The organism is Vibrio sp. B183, assembly GCF_000740665.1.
Taxonomy (GTDB): Bacteria; Pseudomonadota; Gammaproteobacteria; order Enterobacterales; family Vibrionaceae; genus Vibrio; species Vibrio coralliilyticus.
In genome coordinates, this window is the sequence record NZ_JPQB01000015.1 from 115079 (window position 1) to 133414 (window position 18336).

The following is an 18336-nucleotide window of genomic DNA, read 5'->3' on the forward strand; positions in this document are numbered from 1 at the left end:
GAGGCGTTTATGTGGATGTATACAGGTGGAGTGATCGCGCTATTGTTGATTGCAGTAGCGACTCAAATGTTCAAAGTACTGCGTGAATATGAGCGCGGTGTGGTGTTTTTCCTTGGCCGATTTCAAGAAGTAAAAGGGCCGGGGCTAATAATCTTGATTCCGTTTATACAACAAATGGTGCGTGTTGATCTTCGTACAGTGGTGTTAGATGTGCCGACTCAGGATCTGATCACACGGGATAATGTCTCTGTGCGTGTTAACGCCGTGGTCTATTTTCGGGTGATAGATCCGCAAATGGCGATCAACAATATTGAAAGCTATAGTGATGCGACCAGTCAGCTCTCCCAAACAACGTTGCGTTCTGTGTTGGGTCAACATGAGCTGGATGAACTGCTGTCGGAACGAGAACAACTGAACAAAGATCTACAGGCGATACTTGATCAGCAAACGGATGATTGGGGGATTAAAATCGCCACTGTTGAGGTGAAACATGTGGACCTCAATGACAGTATGGTCCGAGCTCTGGCTCGGCAAGCGGAAGCCGAACGTAATCGGCGAGCGAAGATTATACATGCGACTGGTGAGCTAGAGGCCTCGAATAAACTCAGAGAAGCGGCAGAGATACTCAATCAAGCGCCCAATGCGTTGCAGCTTCGATATATGCAGACGCTAACGGAAATCTCGACCGATAAAACCTCGACCATTATTTTCCCAATTCCGATTAACTTGGTTGAAACCATGGCTGAGTTTGCCAAATCACAGCAGAAAAATAATGAGTAGAGATGAAATGTCTTTGCTTACTAAACAAAGTGAACCTTAATTTGGTCGCGTTTCAGTGTCACTTCTAGTTTTCCGTTTGGGATAACGGGGTATGCTGACTTTTATGAGCCTGATTTATCAAAATCCAAACCCCCAAGGAATCATGGGGATTTGGATTAGCACAAGCAGATGTAGAGTCTAGACTAGCGCCATACTCCCCAGTCTCCGGTAGTGCCCGGCTCTTCGCCACGTGTCCACCATTGCGCTGTCCATGAACGGCCGTTATGAGTCACCACATCACCTTGCTCATAAGTGCTGTCGGCAGACCACGCATTATCCGGTTTCGTTGGTGGTGGCGTATCACCTTTCACCAAGGACAATTGATAGCTGAAGTTTGCGGTTGGAGCATGAACTTGATTTGCATGGATGTTTGAAGAGTCATACATATAGTGGTTCATTTCGGCATGCCAGATGCCAATAAACCAAGCCCCCGCGGTCAGGCTGTTAAATTGCCCAGCCAACTCAGCAGACCAAATTTCTTCACTGGTATTGTTAGCTGTAATCGCCAATGAGATATCGTGCTGTTCGCTGCCGTTCTGATCAAAGGTACGGAAACGAATGGTATCACCAGATTCCACTGGTCCAAACCCTTGTGGGACATAGTAACCAAGTACAGAGAGGTTATTGCCCGGGTCGGTTGGGTCCGTCGGGTCGGTAGGCGTGCTGCCATCCCCATTGAAGGTAATGTCACTACAGTTATAGAAACCTTCACCGGCTGGGTCTTCACGTTGCCAGCGGGTATAGAGAACCGCTTCGCCTGTTCTGTCAGCGGGCAATGTTATTTTGATGCGGTACTTTTTATCCGAACCGACTGCAACGTTACCCGCAGTATCCACCAGATCCAAGTCGGACCAAGTTAAAGGCTGGCTGCTATCGTATTCCGGTTTGCTCAAGTAAAACTGCCAGTAAGACGGGTTATGTGGCGCAGTGGCATTAAATACCAGTTCGAACTGGTTGTTGGCATCTAGCGACAGTGCCGTTTTCTGCCAATGTGGGGAAGCAACGTCTAGCCCTGCTTTTGCACTGTCACCAGCGCTACACAGTGTGCCATCTCGGACAATGGCATGTACGTGTGCCATATCTCGATAGTTAGCCACATTAGCTGCCACTTCATTACGTTGAACAAAAGGGTAGGCACCGGACTGATCAAAGGCTGCCTGACAAGCAGCATTCGGAATCTGATCGTCCCAGAACCCCCCATCTAAGTAGCAAGTATTCTGACGAGCACTTGGGTATTCGACCCAGCCATGAGCATGGACATTGACTGATGTGAGGGCCGTTAGGCCAGCTAGGGTAGCAAAACTGACATTCAAATAAGATTTCATAATCTTTCCTTATAGTGGTTATCGATCATCTGAAAGCACCTACGACGTGCAGACAGCGATCTCAACCTAGCAAGAATTTTATAAAATATTCATTTAAGTGATTAATAAGTCGTCGTTTTGATGTCAATTTGCCACATTGTCCGCATAGAAAAGTAATGCGCTGCTGGCCGCTGATTTTCCCTTCGAGTCACTTCAAATAAATTTGATTGCCAATATTTACTCAGATTCATACCTAAGCATTAAGTTGAGGTTTAGCAATAAAAATAGTTCATATGATTGTTTTATTTTAAAGTGTGAAATAAATCCGTGATAACCATACAAAGAATTGCTCTTGAAGTGGGGCGCACAAAGCGGGTGAGTTATCTTTGCAATTGTGTAGGCTAGCAACTACAGCTTAGTACTGCATGACGATAAAAATGATCAAACAAGGTTGTCCTATGTTTAAAAACTTGTCTTTAAAGAACAAACTGGCGTTGTCAGCCAGTGTTGCCATCATCGTTGGTGGTTTGCTGGTGGAGCTGCTCTCTTTTCGAGCGTCTTTACAACGTCTGGATATTGAAGTGACTCAGCGGCTTGAGAGCTCAACGGCATCTTACAATCAATACGTATCAGACTGGATCGAATCCAAAGAAAGGGCGCTGACGTCAATCGTGCCTGATGCCAATATGAGTTCGATTGTCAGTAACCTCGAACAGGTGAAGAATTCAGCAGGTTTGGACAATGTATTTCTTGCTTACCCCGACGGCTCTCAGGAGAACGCTAATGGCGTCGTCTTACCGCCAGGTAATGATGACCCGCGTAAGTGGGGTTGGTACATCAATGCGATGAAGAACCCGTCAAAAGTCTTTATGGATAACCCAACTGTAGCGGCAGCGACAGGTGCAAATGTGGTCTCTTTAGGTAGCGTGGTCAGCCTAGGTGGCGAAAACGTTGTGTTGGGCGCAGATGTAGAAATTACCGATATTATCTCAGGGCTGGACAAAGTAATTCTTCCAGGTGAAGGCTACATGTTTATTGCCAATCAGCAAGGTAATGTATTTACTCATAAAGATACCAAACTGCTAAACCAACCTGTGCAACAGCTCGGTTTAGACTTCGGTGTTATCCAGCAGGCGATGAGCTCGGGCAGTGATGTCTATACCGACGTTAATGGCGAGTTAAGCGTCGTTTACGCAGCGTCGATTCAAGGAACGCCACTGATTACAATTACTGTGCTTAATCGCGAGTCGTTAGTGGCTCCTTTGTACAGTGCAGTCTGGGGACAAATCGCAGTGACTATCTTGGTGGTCATTGTCTGCACTTTCTTGTTTAACATGTTGTGTGGCATTTTGTTCCGTCCGCTAACGAATGTATCAAACGCACTGGAACAAATAGCGCACGGTAGTGGTGATCTTACTCAGAGACTTGAAGTGGACAGCAATGATGAAGTGGGTCAGCTTGCCAATAACTTCAACACATTTGTTGGCAGCATGCGTCAACTCATCGCCCATATTCGCGAGCAATCCCAGCAGTTGTCTCAGCAATCAGAAGTCAGTAATCAACGTGCTAATCGAAATGTGGATGAGATCAACCACCAGCAGCAGGAAATCACTATGGTGGCGACGGCTGTTACAGAGATGGCTTCCGCAACTGCCGAGATTGCTTCTCATGCAGAACAAACCGCTCACTCTGCACAAGGCTCAGCGAAAAATACTGAGAATGGACGTGCTGTTGTTCTGGAGAACAAAAACTCCATTAACCGTCTCGCCAACGAGCTGCAAGAAGCAAGCAATGTTGTTGGAGAGTTAAACCGCCATTCTCAGGATATTTCAACCGTTCTGGCGACGATTCAGGGTATTGCTGAGCAAACCAACTTACTGGCACTGAATGCTGCGATTGAGGCCGCGCGTGCAGGTGAACAAGGGCGAGGTTTCGCGGTTGTCGCTGATGAAGTTCGAGTGCTGTCTCAGCGTACTCATGATTCAACTGAAGAAATAAAAGCGACGATCGATACGCTGCAAGTTACTACAGGTAATGCCGTTAAGTTGATGGAAAACAGTTCCGCTTTGGCGACGCATTCTGTGGAAGATGCGGACAAGGCGAGTGTGGCATTGGAAGAGATTAATACTGCCGTTCAAACCATTAGTGACATGGCGACACAAATCGCGACAGCGGCTGAAGAGCAAACCCATGTAACGAATGAGATTACGCAGAATATTACTTCAATCAAAGATGTCGCTGATCAGTTAGTTCATAGTGCTCAGGAAAGCTCGCAGGAAGCGGGCACAGTGAAGGGACTTTCTGGCGAATTAATGGCCAAGGTTTCGACATTTAAGCTCTGATATTTCAATAAATTATATCTTGATTAAGGCACTCTTTGAGTGCCTTTTTATTCACCCTAATAAAACGACCTGTTCAATTTTCTTTACTCAAAAACAAATATGCAATTGATTGCTTATTTGTTTTTTCCGCATATGTTTGTTTTTGGGACAACACAAATAAACAAAAAAGGAAAAAACAATGAAGACAAATTTATGCAACGTTGGGTTGGCTATTGCATGTTTTATCACTCCAGTCGCGATGGCAGATACAGTGTTGCCTGTCATTGCTGATGAAGTGAAATTCACTATGTCAGATGCAGAATTGACCGGTGTTTCAGGTCAGCACTTGAGCCAGATAGTGGAGCATGAAGGGGCTGCGTTCATTAAGTTGCACTTCAAACAGCTTTCACTACCAAAAGGGGCGGTTTTACGTGTTAAATCCGCTACTACGGATGAGATGGTTGAGTACACTGACAGCCAGCTAGATTGGTTTGCACAATCTATCTCAGGCGATGCACTTGTTATTGAACTGATAGCGAATTCTAAAGGTCAGCAAGGACAGTTTGAGCTCGATTACTACATGGCAGGTAAAGATACGGCAGAGCAAGAGATGTCGACACTTTCCACCTGTGGGGTAAATGAGAGAAAAGATGTGGCGTGTTGGGAAGATTCACACCCAGAGAAAGTCGCTTGGACAACGCCAGTCGCAAGGTTATTGATTAACGGCCGTAGTTTATGTACCGCATGGCGCGTAGGTCCGGATAACCGTATGTTTACCAACAACCACTGTGTTGAGAGTGAAACGGAACTTAAAAATACCGAAGTCTGGTTTAACTATCAGCGCTCGGCCTGCAATGGTTCGATGTCGACGACCGTCAAAGTGATGGGTGATCAAATGCTCAGTACAGACTATGAGCTGGACTACACGCTGTTTACCGTTGATGATTTCGCCAAGATCGCCTCGTTTGGTTACTTAGGTCTGGATGCTTCCGAGCCGACTTATGGAGATGGGATCTATATTCCGCAACACGGCTCGGGTAACCCGAAAGAGCTCGCGATTGAAAGCGACCAAAATGGCTCCGGACTGTGTCAAATCGATGTTGCTTCGGCCAATGGCCGAGGAGTGAACACCGATACAGGTTACTTCTGTGACACTATTGGTGGCTCTTCAGGTTCACCAGTGCTCAAAACCAGCAGTAACAAAGCGATTGCGTTGCATCACTTTGGTGGCTGTGAAAACCAAGGGGTGAAAATCAGTAAAATCTGGCCAAAAGTGGCGAGCCATTTTAACAACACTCTACCCGATGGCATGGTTGAACAACCAGGAAGTGATATCACTGAGCTGAGCCTAGATACGCCGTTGACTGGTCTTGCTTTAGCGAAAGGTGAGCAGAAAATGTATGTCCTTCGCTCAGATAAACGTGCTTCTGACGTCACTGTGTCTATTGCATCTGGATCGGGCGATGCTGATCTTTATGTTCGTTCAGGACTTCAACCAACTAGGAGTGCCTACGACTGCAGACCATATCGCTCTGGTAATACGGAGTCATGTGATGCAGTGAATGCGAGTGAAGATCTTTACATCATGCTCAATGCGTACAGCAATTTTTCAGGCGTAACCTTGTCCGTAACGGCAAAATAGTCTGAGTCAAGCCTAGGGCACTTCGGTGCCCTTATTAACCATTTTCTGTATTGATATAAAAGTGACAACTTATTGTTACGACTTGATGTAAAACGAATAATTCTCAAAATGTAAATAAATATCCTAAGTTTTGGTGATTTTATAAAACTCCATGGAGGAGATAATGAACTACACTAAAACGCTTTTGGCTATGGCGCTTTCCACGGCTTTCATGAATGCACACGCAGAAGACAAAGTATGGATATCTATCGGTGCTGATGCATCCAAAACAGTGGCGAAATCAGGGGCACAAGCTGTGCTGCCAAATTCACTGGCTAGCAGTGGGAGTGTTTGGGTTGGGCAGGTTGATGAAACGGAACTAGCAGAATTGTCTCACAACATGCATGAAGAGCATCATCGTTGTGGGGGCTACATGGTTCACCCTTCGGCTCAGAGTGCAATGGCGGCAAGCGCGATGCCACTGGCCCTCAATACTTTTGCAATCCCTGATATTTCTCAACAAACAACCGTTAATGCATGGCTGCCGCAAGTGGACTCGGCGCAGATCACTGGCACAATCACTTCGCTGACGAGCTTCAACAACCGTTTTTACACTACCACCTCTGGTGCGCAAGCGTCTGATTGGATTGCCAGCGAGTGGCGTTCCTTGATTTCAGGGGTGTCTAATGCCAGTGTTGAGCAGTTCTCTCACTCAGGTTACAACCAGAAATCTGTGAGCTTGACGATTCAGGGCTCAGAAAGCCCTGATGAATGGGTTGTAATTGGTGGTCATCTAGATTCCACTATTGGCTCACGAACGGATGAACACACAATTGCCCCCGGTGCTGACGATGATGCGTCGGGCATCGCAAGTGTGACGGAGATAATTCGTGTTCTGGCTGAGAACAATTTCAAGCCTAAACGCTCGATGGCCTTTATGGCTTACGCAGCAGAAGAAGTAGGGCTGCGTGGCTCTCAGGATATCGCCAACTCCTACAAATCTCAGGGTAAAAATGTCGTGTCTGCCCTTCAGTTGGATATGACCAACTATCAAGGTTCTGCTCAAGATATCGTCTTCATTACCGATTACACTGACAGCAGCTTGACTCAGTTCTTAGCTAACTTGCTTGACGAATATCTGCCAGCGTTGAGTTATGGCTATGATCGTTGTGGCTATGCGTGTTCAGACCACGCTTCTTGGCACAATGCTGGGTATTCTGCTGCGATGCCTTTTGAGTCAAAGTTTAATGACTACAACCCTAAGATTCACACTTCACAGGACACCTTAGAGAATTCGGATCCCACCGGTGCTCATGCAACCAAATTTACTAAGCTTGGTCTTGCTTACGCAGTGGAGATGGGCAATGCATCTGGTGGAACAACGCCTCCTCCTACTGATAACGTCCTTCAGGATGGTGTGCCAGTGACTGGCTTATCGGGAGAAACTGGCAGCGAGGTCGCGTACAGTTTCGAACTGACTTCTTCTAAAACACTTGATATTAAGACCTCCGGTGGCTCTGGTGATGTGGATCTTTACGTTAAGTTTGGTTCGGAAGCCAGTAAACAGAATTGGGACTGCCGGCCATACCGTTATGGAAATAGCGAAACTTGTACATTCAGTAATGCCACACCGGGTACTTACCATGTTTTGTTAAACGGATACTCTTCGTTTAATGGCGTCACGCTTGAAGCCTCTACACGCTAAGAGCAGATAATTGATGGCCCTTTATGGGGCCATCTTACCTAGCGTTCATATTGCTTAAGCCGCTGAATTAAAGCGCAAAAGAATATAGACTTCCCCGATTTTCTCGTCGCTTCTTCCTTTTTAAAGATAATAAATTTATATAATAATGGTTGCATATATTTGTGATATCAAGCTAAGGTAATTGTGTTGGCTGGGTGTATAGACGGTTTGATGATGGGCACAAGCTCACGATTTGCTGATGATTCGGCAACCAATATACAAATTAAAATGCAGACCGGAATTCATCCTTACGTTCTTTTTATCGCTCGTTCATGTAGTGAGGAGGCGTAATGAATATAGGTTTTAAAACGCGTATCTATCTCGGTGTTGGCTTGTTGGTGACGATCTCTTTGATTGTTCTTGGCACGCTTAACATCCTATCTATGAAAGAAAAAATGGTCACGTCTTTGGTAAATGAGACTCAAAACAAACTGAGTTTCCATGTGACTGAACTCGAACAATTGATGCAGTTTCGTATCAATGCAATTGCGACTGGTGCAGAGCAATTCGACCCTAGCTTGTCTGATGCTGATAATCAGAAACTGGTCAATCTACTTGCCAAAAGCACAGGGATTTCCAATGTCATCATGACCTATGAAGATGGACGGAACTACATGTCTGTCGAGAGTAGCAATCAATTCGACTTCAGAACTCGTGATTGGTACAAAGCGGCAAAAGTAGCTTCCTCAGTGGCATTGACGGATATTTATCAAGACAAAGTTACTGGAGAAAAAGTGGTCAGTGCGACCATGCCCGTTAAACAAGGCGGTCAGGTTGTTGGTGTATTGCTTGGGGATATCCAGTTAGGTGAAATCATCAGTACGGTTAGCAACATGCGCTTTGCTGGTGGGGCGGCAACGCTGACTGATCAGAACGCAGTATTTTTTGCCAGTGATGATCCTAATGATATCGGTCGGACACCTTCTCAAGTGAGCCCGAACTTTATTGAGATGGAGCGGATGTTCAGCAGTCAGCAAAATGGTCATCTGACTTTTCCTTACCTTGGTATTCAGTTTGATGGTTATTTCCAGAGAGTAAATCTGACAGACAACATGTACTGGACTCTGATGGTATTCGTCGACCAAGCCACAGCGTTAGCGCACGTTGACAAAGCCGAGCAAGAATCAATCATTACGGGCTTTTTGCTGTTCCTTGTCAGTTTTGGCGCTATCTTTGTCATTCTTCATTATGCCTACAAACCTTTGCTTGGCCTAAAGTCTGCTGTATTGGATCTGTCTCAGGGGAATGGTGATTTAACCCAGCGCCTTGAAGTGAACAGTAATGATGATCTCGGGCAGATCAGCCAGGGTTTTAATCAGTTTGTAGAAAACCTTCAGCAGATGATGTTACAAATTTCAAATGCCAGTGAAAGCATCTCTTCTAGTCTGGTTCAGTTAGGTCAAACCGCGAAAGAGAATGAATCCAAGTTGCTTACGCACTCCAGTGAAACGGAACAAGTCGTCACAGCAATTACTGAGATGAGTGAAAGTGCGCGAACGGTAGCCGAAAATGTTCATCAATCCAATCGAATCACCGAAGCCGCCAGTGGAGAGGCACAATCGTCACTGGATATCGTGAATAACGCAGTATCGACGGTGAGTGCGTTGGTGACGGAAGTGGATGACATGGCAAACCGTATTGTCAGCATGAAACAGGATGCGAATCGTATTAGCGAAGTGTTAACCGTAATTGGTGAAATCTCGGAGCAAACTAACTTGCTGGCGCTTAATGCGGCGATAGAAGCAGCGCGTGCTGGTGAACAAGGCCGAGGCTTTGCCGTAGTAGCGGATGAGGTTAGGGCACTGGCTGCAAGAACGCAAAACAGTACAACGGAAATCTCCGATATGCTCAGTCAGCTACTTGATGGTACCGAGAGTGTGGTTCGCGCAATGGAAGCAACCAAAGATCAGTGTCAGTCTACTGCTGAGAAAACGTCAGAGGTATCTGAAAGCCTTGGCATGATGACAGTTTCAGTCAAAGAGATTGATGATGTCAGCACACAGATCTCGGCAGCAACCGAAGAGCAAAGTACGGTAGCAGAAGAGTTAAGCCGCAACATGCTCTCGATCAGAGAGATTGTGGAATCGCTAGTAAGCAGCGGCCAGCAGACTGTTTCAGCAACAGAATCGTTGAGTGAATCCAACCATGAACTAGAAAGGTTAGTCGCCAACTTTAAATTACGATGACACTTTTAAGCCACCAGGAGGTGATGTATGAATCATGCAGCAACACTCGAGAAAGATGGCTTAAAAGCGAACGCGTTATCACCTTGTTATGTAGAGAAATATAATGAGGTGATCCGCCGTTTTTTTAGTCGTGATAAACGGTTATGGCCTCTGTTTGCTTCCCCAGAAGTGAGCATGCTTGCAAGTAGAAACTCTCCATTTTCTACTGAAGATTATCGTCAGCTGGAAAAAGCACTTCGCGAACGTGAAGATATTCCTGACCGAATGAATGCTCCTAATGATGCGTTTGATCCACTAGCGTTATTTGCAGCCCATCATTGTAAAGACTGGCAGGATCCAAGATCGGTTGAGAATGTCATTTCAACACCATGTGATCCGGCGATCCATGGAGCGATGCTGGCAACGATGAAAAACCCCAATTTGGTTTATAGCGAATATGCGGGTATGGCCGTGGAACTGGAGAAAATGGTGGTCCGCCAGATTGCTCATTTAGCTGGTTATGATCCTCAAACTGCTGGAGGTCTGTTTACGCAAGGCGGCACGTTTTGCAATCTTTATGGCTACTTGTTTGGTTTACGCAAAACGTTCCCAAAGTCCAAGTCTGAAGGGGTGGCAGGTCGCCGATTTTGTATGCTCAATTCAGAGTCTGGGCATTACTCGAATATGACCAATCTGTCTTTACTAGGTATTGATCTTGATAGGCAGGTCATTCGGGTTCGTATCAATCGAGATAACCAAATTTGTCTCGATGATTTGGAACGGCAACTAGAGACATGCTTTAAGCAGGGAACTGTGGTGCCGACGATTATGCTCACTTGCGGCACCACTGATACCTTTGCGATTGATGATATTCAGCAAGTTCGCCAACTGTCAGAACGTCTGTGCCGAAAGCATGAAATCGTTCGCTCTCCTCATATCCATGTGGATGCGGCTGTAGGCTGGAGTTTGTTGTTTTTCCTTGACTACGATATCCAAGTGAATCCTTTGTCGATCAATAGTGCCACGCTGACCAGTTTGCGTTACTTAAAGAAAATGATGGCTGGTCTGAAAGAAGCAGATTCTTTTGCCGTCGACTTTCAAAAGTGGGGCTACGCACCTTATACCTCGAGCTTATTGATGGTACGAGATAAGCAGGATTTTGAAGCTCTCCGGCAGGAACCGAGCTACTTCTCTTACTTTGAATCTCAACTCAAACAAAAGACTCACCTGCAATCGACAATCGAGTGCTCGCGAGGGGCCGCAGGTGTTTTTTCTGCTTATTCCGCGATGCAATTTCTCGGCAAGGAAGGCTATCAAGTAGTATTAGCTCATGGCCTACAGAATGCGAACTATTTGCGAATGAAGCTGGGCCAATTACCCGGTTGTAAGGTGGTATGTGCAGGTAACCATGGCCCGGCGGTTGCGCTGAGGTTATACCCAAAGCATACGCCTTCCGTTCTCCATGCCTTTGAACGTGAGCTCGCAATTAAGAACAGTGATGCCGCAGTTGATGAGTTGATTCAAAATACTTTGTTTCATCGCAATCATTTTCTTAAGCGGCAAGGGCAAGGGCTGAATACAAACTGGGTCGAATCTATCGCTCATACAGATTACGACTTTCAAGGACACTGTATAGCCTTGCCGGGTGAGAAGGCAGTGTTTCTCAATCCATATACATCTCGAAAGCAAATTGATGAGTATTGCCGCTTATTCGTATAAGGACCCATAGAACAGCTGTTTTAATCATTACGTGGTAACGGATGAACTAATCTTTATATATGAAGATTTGTTCGTCTGTTGCTATGAAGATAAACGCTGTATCGATTTTCTGCGGCTTAACCTACTGTTTTTCATCTAGTGTTGGTGCTGAAATCGTCCGGCTGCTTGAGCTTGACTGGTCAAGTCAGCGTGTCCTCACACACGTGTTGGCAGAGATATTACAGTCAAAGCACGTCGATACTGAAGTCATCACCATTCCTTCAACGCCACAATGGATGTACTTGAGTACAGGGAAAGCGGATATTCAGGTAGAGGTTTGGGAAGGGTCAATGGGGCCACAATACCAAGAATTGCTGGACAAATCTTTGATTGAAGAGGGAACAACCCATCAAGCAAAGACCCGAGAGGAATGGTGGTATCCAGACTATGTTGAATCTTTGTGCCCTGGGCTACCTGATTGGAAGGCTTTGGAGTCGTGCTCATCGGTTTTTGCCGAAAATGGTGACCAATTATGGACCTTTTATACCGGACCTTGGGAGAAGCCAGATAACGCGAGGATACGTGCATTTGGCCTCAACTTTAAAGTCGTTGTTCTACCAACCGGGCAAGCGATTAATCAGAAAATCCATCAATATGTTAGAGACAAAAAAACCTCTACTTATCTTTAATTGGACGCCCAACTGGGTTGAGTCTGTGTATTCGGGAAGCTTTATTGAGTTCCCTACCTATACACATGAGTGTGAAAAAGATCCTTCTTGGGGATCAAATCCTAAATATTTGTGGGATTGTGGTAATCCATCGGGTGGTTGGCTGAAGATAGCGATTTCCAATCAGCTTAAAAACCGTTCTCAATGCGCTTATGACGTAGTTCAACGCTTCCAACTTAATAACAGAGATATCGCGTTGGCGGCTACATTAGTCGATGTCGAACATTTTGATGTTAAAGGGGCTGCGAAGATTTGGATAGAACGTAACTCAGAGTATGTTGAACAGCTATTGATGTCGGTTAATTGCCAATAAACACTTCTCTACGTCAATCTTGATAATGGAACGTAATACACTTGTTTCGCCCACTCTGTTTCGCTTGGTATAGGGCTTTATCTGCTTTTCTAAAAACGCGATCCCAATCCGTTTCAATATCTTGGTAATGGCACAACTGAGTTCCGACTGAAATGGTTACAGCAAGGCTATCTTCATCGATATGAATCTTATGATTTTCAACGCTCTTTCTAAGCCTTTCTAAGGTTTCTTCAACTGTATGTACGTTATCGATAGGAATGATCATGACAAACTCTTCACCGCCCCAGCGAGCGATAATGTCATGGCTACGAGTATTATTCTTTAGCTGATTCGCTGTTGCTTTGAGTACAGTATCACCCACATCATGGCCGTGAGTGTCGTTGAATTGCTTGAAGTGATCAATGTCGATCACACTCAGAGCATAAGACTTATGTTGTTGCACATTATCAGACTGTGACAACCAGTTTTCGATATAGCGACGATTAGCTAAACCAGTGAGTGGATCCGTGGTGTTTTGACTCTCTAGCTCTTTAGTAATTCGCTTCATCTTCCACAGGCGCCGAATGACAAGGTATGCTAATGCAAAAAACAGAGTAATAAATAGAATCTCACGGGTACGTTGAGACCGCAGCTTGGTTTGCTGCAATTCATTTTGAGCCTCAAGCAACTCTATTTCCCGTTTATTTAATTGCCTTTCCAGAGCATTTTTCTCACTCAGAATCTCGTCGTCGTATGTCTGCCGATAGAAGTTTTGACGTACCTGTGATTGTTGTTTCATGTAAGCTAAAGCTTGTTGATAATCACCTTGCGCCTCATAAGCTTTGACCAATGTATCCAGAGTTTGAATTTCCCAAACCACTTCGTTGCTTTCTGAGGTATGCAGTACTTCGATGACTCGTTTGGCGTAGTCGATACTCTTTTGATAGTCACGAGCGACAAAACTGGCCTCGGCATAGGCTTCATAACATGTGGCTAAGGTGATGTTTGACTTGGTATCGAGAGCCTGGCTTTCTTCAATACATTGTCTGGCGAGTTTTAAAGCTTCTTGTGAGTTTCCAACGTCACTGTAACGCTGTGACATATTTGATAATGTTGAAAACTTAATCTTGTTTGACCCAGTTTTGTCGGCCTCCTTGAGAGCTTTCAACATGTATTGTTCTGAGCGTTCCTCTTTGCCCAACGCAAAATAGATAGCGCTAGCATTTGAGTACATGATGGCTTCAAACAGGCTATTGTCATAACCGTGTTTTTGATAAAGGTCCAATGCACGTTTGATGTATTTATTGGCACGTTTCCATTCTTCAGACTGCATGTAGACAGTGGCAATATTATTGAGCGTCATTGTGGTCTGAAAGTTGTCTCCAATCTCTGTCATCACCTCATAAGCGGTTTTGTAGTAACTGAGACTGGACTTAAGATTCGAACGCTGAATCTTAACGTTACCTAACCAACGATAGGTTCGACCCAATAGCCGCTTATAACCAATGTCTCTCGCAATCGGGACGACTTCATGCAGTAAGAATTCCCCTTCCAAAAGTAGATCAGACTCGATTAAGTGAATAGCTTTGTTGAGTGTTGCTTCTGCACTGACCCATTCAATACGACTGTCGTCGCCGAGTGAAAGTAAATCGGGTATGCGAGGCGTTCGTAATCCTTCATATTTACGAAGATTTTTGAGGCCAAAGTAATAAAGTGCCTGTTCAGACGCAGACGCGTTTGGCGGCAATTCAATATGTGAAAGGTCGACTTGGCCTGGTTTACAAAGTGAGTCGTAGTAAAAGGTTAGCATTGCCTTTTGCTTGGCGTTCGTATGTGAGTAGAGATAATCGCTATCTGTCTGGATATTGCACGCCGACATAGCGGGCAGGGGGAGAGTGGAAATAAAAATTGCGACAATTAGCACAAAGAATGGGGGCATTATTCACCGAGTCAAAAGATAACGATAGCTCATGCTTAAGTTTATCATTATATAAATAGCCTGCCTAACCGCAGGAAAGAAAAAGCCAGCTTATTGCGCTGGCTTTAAACATTTAATTTTGCTTCTCAGATTAGAAGGCGTAGTTCAACTGAGCACCGACTAACCAAGCACTCGTGTTGACCGTTGCTTCGATATTGTACTCATCAACAACAGTTTGAGATTCATTGATTGCAGCCTGTTCACCTGTTAAGTAACCGACAGACAGATCTAGCGTTAGCTGATCCGTTGCTGCATATGAACCACCGAATGTAAACCAGTGTCGGTCTGTGTCAGGAATAGACAGTGAACTGATTTGGTCGACAGGTGAAAGGTCGTACATATAACCTGCTCGTAACTCAATATCTTTGTTTAGATAGTGTGTTACACCAACAGAAACATGACCTGCATTCTTCCACTCATAGTCTTTAATCGATGCACTGTAGTTTTCCGAAGTCAGCTTATCAAACTCAGACCAAGCAACGTATTGTAGGCTGTAATGCGCGGCCCACTTAGCATTGAGTTTGTGGTAGCCGGAGAACTCAATGATATCCGGAAGGGGAATATCAACACTATCAGTCTTACCTTGTTCCCAAGCGTAGACATCGCCTTCGGCTGTTAGCTCAGGGCTGTATCGGTATGACAAACCAAATCGATTGTTTTCATCGACCACATAGGCGACACCTAGATTGAAACCAAGCCCTATGCCGTCTGCATCAATTCGCAGAGGGTTAGCGCTGTTAGGTGTTCGAGATATCTCGCCTTCGCCGTAAATAATATCGATGCCACCACCAAGTGACCATGCTTCATTCAACTGGTAGGCTGCTGAAAAGCCAGCATTGATGCTGCTAAGGTAAGTTTTTCCACCAAAGATCGGAGCTTCAAAGCTATCTTCAAACTCAACGTCGGTACCAAAGTTTGAGTGAACCGTCGCGCCTAGTGTCCAGTCTGTCCCCTCTAATGGGTAAACCACGTGAGCATTAGGAATGAAGGTGTTGTTATCCAACCCAGTATCACCAATTTCCTGTGTCGTAGAACTAGGCGGCGTGTAACGAATATTGCTGAAGTCTACCTGGCTGGCAATATTCACTGCACCAACAGAGATCATCGGCTTGTCGATTAAACTCATAGCAGCAGCATTTTTCGCTACAACTGAGGCATTATCAGCAATGATTGCATCACCCGCGTATGCGCGGCCCAAGCCAGTTGCAGATTGCGCATTAAGTTGGAAGCCCGCGGCGTGGCTTTGCAGAGCAACGAGAGGTAATGTGTAGATTACGAGCTTTTTCATGGATTAATTTACCTCATCGTTTTCATCTAAAATGTTTTCGTAGTCGTCTGATTCTATTGTGATTTTTGTCCCTTTTGTTTCAATCATCTCTAGAACAGCATCTTGCTGTGTCATTCTCGACTTTTCTACGTCACCAAGGTTTGTCGTAGACGGCAAACCGCTCTCATCCATTGGACCTTCATATGGGAATAGGAAAGTACCATGGCCACCGACAGTGGCTTTGATCACGCCCCGGATTTCGGTTTTCGTGGAAGCGTTGGTAGTCTCCATTATTGGGTTAAGAGCTAGGGCTGAAACTAACGGATCAGTTCCCGTCATGACATTGTTATCGGCATTGTTCGGGACAACAGTGTCTGGCATGTATTCGCCAATTTCACATTCGCTACCACAATCACCAACAGCTTCTAGCAGCAATGTTGGTTGATGTGCGTTGAGCTGACGTGAGATTTTGGTCGCAGGGTCAGAACCATCAATGGTTTGCTGTACACCTTGTTTCAATACCGGGATAAGAGCAGCATAGATTTCGTCTTCAAGCATCTCGATGCTGTCTTGGAGCTGATCGCTATGACTATTAAGTTGGGTAATACACTCTTCGTTGCTTGTTTCACTCGTACACAAATTCGGTATTAAGGTTTCAGCGATGGCGCGCTGAACATCAGAAGACTTTTTGATCGACTCTTCCATCTCGTCACCAAGGGTCAGCGAAGACATAGTCAGGTTTACTAACCCTTGACCTGGCACAGCGTAGTTGGAGGTGGTTAATTTTAACTCTCTTATCGGGTAACCATACTGGCCGTATGTAGCTTCTGTAGTCATAACCGACATGATGCCACCCAGGGATACACCTATAAGGTGAGTTTCTCTATCAGCTTGAGAATCTCCAAAGTTCAATGATGCTCGTAGACCAATAAAGTCACTAATTGATTGGTGAATATTGGAACGAAGAGCCAATGGAGAGGTAATATTAATAAAATATGATTTATCCGCACGAGCACTGATTGGTTTACCACTATCGCAGTACTTTAATGTTGTTTCATCACTATAATTTGAGCTGTCACATACGATTCTCGCACCATGGTAAGGCATATCGATGGCAGCAAATACAAAGTTCTTGCCGCCAGTTACGTATTTTTTAGCCACCAATGAAGCATCATCTTTACTTCCCGTTATACCGTGAATGAATATAACGGCTTTATTCGATGTGTCTCTAATGTATTGGATTGCTGTCGCTAGAGTATCAGTTTGTCCCTTAATATATGGCAAGTAAAAATCAACAGGTATCAATGTTGATTCGTCATTTTGCAAAGTAATCTTTTCTGTCGCCACTGTGTTTGTGAAATATTCTGATGTTAAGTGTTCGCCATGAGTGCCTGTCATCCATTTATACATGGAAGGGCAACTCGCGACAGGATCATAAATATCTAGTTTGCACTTTTCTTCAGTGGCATTCTCTTGAGTAAGCGGCAGATAGTTGTTTGATTTCAAATGTGCGCTGACTATGACGTGGCGTTCTTGGTCATCACTGGAGATCCCTTTCTTTTTATATGTCACTTCATCCCAGAGGATTTCAGGGTTATCTGCAAGCGTTTGTTCAATGACGTTATCGATAACAGAATAACTATTTTGAGTTGTAAATTTCGAGGCATAAACGAGGCTGTGCTGGTTGCCTGTTGTGTTGTAAATATCGACAGCCTCTTGAGTTGTAGTTTGCAGCCATTGCTCATGTTCATCCAGTTCACTTGGATCTGTATTAAGCAGTCGAGTGAATCCGCTGGAAGGTTGTAATGGTGTGCCTTGAGTGGTTTTTACTCCATTCGTTACCGCAAGGTAATAGGGAGTGTCAGGCTGCAGTGCTGCACCACACTGGATAGTCAACTGACGTCCATCACTTGTCAGTTTGGTACCGTCAATTTCATTTCCCGAACTATCCAGTAGCAGTACGTTACCCTCTAATGAGGACGAATCTATTGCTGGTACTTGACCTGAGTTCACGCTATTCAGTGGAATCTCTATTGGTTCAACACAAAGTCCCCAACCGTCAACCGCAGCAAAGCTGGTTTCAAAACTTTGGTAGTAGGCTTCGTACTCTTCATTGGTCGAATAACTTTGAATAGAGGAAGGTTCATCGGGTAAGGAAATGGAACCATCTTCATCATATCCATAGCCATCATTTGGCATTGGTATGCTGTTTGATGTAAATGGAACTTCTACTGCAATGTTTTCTGTTGTGCTTTCTTCACCATCGCAGCCAGCGAGTATAAATGCGGCAGATAGTGATACAGCTAGTATATTGAGCTTTCTCATAATAGAGGTGCCTATACAGTTGTGGGGGTAGCGGTATATCAATGCGCATGTGCCTCTCTCACAAATGATTAAGC

General features: G+C 44.9%; 12 protein-coding genes. 8 read left to right on the forward strand and 4 right to left on the reverse strand.

Features of this window, described 5'->3' with window-relative positions:
- The first annotated feature begins 9 nt into the window (after window positions 1-9).
- Window positions 10-780, forward strand: coding sequence for a slipin family protein (locus IX95_RS16890; protein ID WP_038162194.1), 771 nt, complete (start codon window positions 10-12; stop codon window positions 778-780).
- A gap of 182 nt (window positions 781-962) precedes the next feature.
- Here IX95_RS16890 and IX95_RS16895 read toward each other — a convergent pair whose 3' ends face one another.
- Complete coding sequence (locus tag IX95_RS16895) at window positions 963-2144, reverse strand: lytic polysaccharide monooxygenase (RefSeq protein WP_038162197.1); 1182 nt, start codon at window positions 2142-2144, stop codon at window positions 963-965.
- A gap of 437 nt (window positions 2145-2581) precedes the next feature.
- On the opposite strand from IX95_RS16895, the gene IX95_RS16900 reads away from it, so the two are divergent.
- The 7 genes from IX95_RS16900 to IX95_RS26970 all read left to right on the forward strand — a co-directional run bounded on the left by IX95_RS16900 (window position 2582) and on the right by IX95_RS26970 (window position 12713).
- Window positions 2582-4465: a methyl-accepting chemotaxis protein gene (locus IX95_RS16900; protein ID WP_038162201.1), complete on the forward strand. Its 1884-nt coding sequence runs from the start codon at window positions 2582-2584 to the stop codon at window positions 4463-4465.
- A 178-nt stretch (window positions 4466-4643) separates the two neighbouring features.
- On the forward strand, window positions 4644-6086 hold the full coding sequence (locus IX95_RS16905; protein WP_038162204.1) for a serine protease: 1443 nt from the start codon (window positions 4644-4646) through the stop codon (window positions 6084-6086).
- A gap of 163 nt (window positions 6087-6249) precedes the next feature.
- Window positions 6250-7770: a M28 family metallopeptidase gene (locus tag IX95_RS16910; RefSeq protein WP_038162207.1), complete on the forward strand. Its 1521-nt coding sequence runs from the start codon at window positions 6250-6252 to the stop codon at window positions 7768-7770.
- A gap of 329 nt (window positions 7771-8099) precedes the next feature.
- A complete protein-coding gene (locus tag IX95_RS16915) occupies window positions 8100-9995 on the forward strand; it encodes a methyl-accepting chemotaxis protein (RefSeq protein ID WP_038162209.1) in 1896 nt (631 codons plus the stop codon).
- Between the two features lie 27 nt (window positions 9996-10022).
- Window positions 10023-11693, forward strand: a complete 1671-nt coding sequence (locus tag IX95_RS16920) for a pyridoxal phosphate-dependent decarboxylase family protein (protein ID WP_038162211.1) — start codon at window positions 10023-10025, stop codon at window positions 11691-11693.
- 83 nt (window positions 11694-11776) lie between these two features.
- Window positions 11777-12361: a glycine betaine ABC transporter substrate-binding protein gene (locus IX95_RS26965; RefSeq protein WP_253819512.1), complete on the forward strand. Its 585-nt coding sequence runs from the start codon at window positions 11777-11779 to the stop codon at window positions 12359-12361.
- The gene (locus tag IX95_RS26970; RefSeq protein ID WP_253819511.1) at window positions 12327-12713 is read left to right on the forward strand and encodes a glycine betaine ABC transporter substrate-binding protein; all 387 of its coding nucleotides are present in this window, start codon (window positions 12327-12329) and stop codon (window positions 12711-12713) included. The genes IX95_RS26965 and IX95_RS26970 overlap by 35 nt, the downstream gene beginning before the upstream one ends.
- Window positions 12714-12726: 13 nt before the next feature.
- On the opposite strand, the gene IX95_RS16930 is transcribed toward IX95_RS26970, so the two are convergent.
- The 3 genes from IX95_RS16930 to IX95_RS16940 form a co-directional block, all read right to left on the reverse strand.
- Complete coding sequence (locus IX95_RS16930; protein WP_019276676.1) at window positions 12727-14502, reverse strand: tetratricopeptide repeat-containing diguanylate cyclase; 1776 nt, start codon at window positions 14500-14502, stop codon at window positions 12727-12729.
- A 259-nt stretch (window positions 14503-14761) separates the two neighbouring features.
- Complete coding sequence (locus IX95_RS16935) at window positions 14762-15958, reverse strand: outer membrane protein transport protein (protein ID WP_038162213.1); 1197 nt, start codon at window positions 15956-15958, stop codon at window positions 14762-14764.
- Between the two features lie 3 nt (window positions 15959-15961).
- On the reverse strand, window positions 15962-18262 hold the full coding sequence (locus tag IX95_RS16940) for an Ig-like domain-containing protein (RefSeq protein ID WP_171354576.1): 2301 nt from the start codon (window positions 18260-18262) through the stop codon (window positions 15962-15964).
- Window positions 18263-18336: the final 74 nt, after the last annotated feature.